2 protein-coding genes are annotated in these 1,109 nt (G+C 72.7%); one reads left to right on the forward strand and one right to left on the reverse strand.

Annotated elements, in window-relative coordinates:
- On the reverse strand, positions 1–425 hold a 425-nt coding region (locus tag HW445_RS32070), incomplete at its 3' end, for a protein kinase (RefSeq protein WP_180224266.1).
- A gap of 354 nt (positions 426–779) precedes the next feature.
- Here HW445_RS32070 and HW445_RS32075 point away from each other — a divergent pair.
- Positions 780–1,046, forward strand: coding sequence for a hypothetical protein (locus HW445_RS32075; protein WP_151774660.1), 267 nt, complete (start codon positions 780–782; stop codon positions 1,044–1,046).
- The last annotated feature ends 63 nt before the right edge of the window (positions 1,047–1,109 follow it).

The raw sequence follows: 1,109 nt of genomic DNA on the forward strand, positions 1-1,109 counted from the left end.
TCCCGGTGCAGCACCCCCACCTCGTGCGCGGCCCGCAGCGCCGCCAGCACGTCCGCCCCGACGGCAGCCGCGCGGGCGGGGGGCAGCGCGCCCTCGGCCTCCAGCACGTCGGACAGTGACAGGCCGCGGACGAGCTCCATCACGATCCAGGGGCGCCCGCCGTCGGTGACCACGTCGTAGACCGTGACCACCGAGCGGTGCGAGATGCGGGCCGCCGCCCAGGCCTCCCGCTCCAGCCGGGCGTACATGCGCTCGACCTCGTCGTCCGGCAGTCCGGCCGGCGCGCGGACCTCCTTGACGGCCACCTCGCGGCGCAGCACCTCGTCGCGGGCCCGCCACACGGTGCCCATGCCGCCGCTGCCGAGCGGGGACAGCAGGCGGTAACGGCCGGAGACGAGGCGTTCCGCGTCCGGTTCCTCCGTCATGGCTCACCTCTTCTCTCCAGGACCGGGTGACCGGTTCACCCCGGGAACGCTTTTCGGAACGTTCCACGGGGGTACGGGGACTGCCGGGGCGTGGCCTCCCCGGTGTTCTGCCCGCCCGCGGGGCGGGGGATGCGCGACGGGCGTCACCCGCGGTGACCTGCGATCCTGGTGGCGAGGTCCGGCCGGCCGCTGTGCCGGTTGTCCAACTCGCCCTGAAACCTCATGCATCGGGTGAGGAGTTGTCAACCGTCTTGCGGAAAAGGTGAATTCTGTGATCGAGATGCGCCATCCCCCACCAAGGGCGATAGGGTTGCCCTGCCCGGGCCGGGTGGACTCGTACGGGTGGGGAGTGTCATGGAACAGATAACGATGCGTAACAGGGCGCGAGTCCCTGCGATCACCTGCGGAAGCAGCGCGAGCAGTTCGCGCCTCGACCGCCATCTGTCGGTGCTTTCGGGCCCCGCGATACCGCAGCGCGAGACGGTGGAGGCCACCTCGCTGATGCGCGAGCTCACGGCGCGTGACGTGCCGCGGGAGCGTGGCAAGGGACACCGGGTCCAGCGGGTGTCGCTCTTCGCGCCGCTGCGCCGGCTGACCCGCTCGCTCTTCGGCGGGCGCTGAGCCGCCGACCCTCCGGCGGGCGGCCTGCCGTCCGCCCCCACCGCCGGTTCTCCGCTGCGCCCA

The sequence above is a fragment of the Streptomyces sp. UH6 genome, from assembly GCF_013421635.1.
In the GTDB taxonomy this organism is placed as follows: Bacteria; Actinomycetota; Actinomycetes; order Streptomycetales; family Streptomycetaceae; genus Streptomyces; species Streptomyces abyssomicinicus.

Excerpts from the sequence above, each read along its gene's own strand:
- HW445_RS32075 (WP_151774660.1), top strand. The coding sequence starts at position 780 with ATGGAACAGATAACGATGCGTAACAGGGCGCGAGTCCCTGCGATCACC.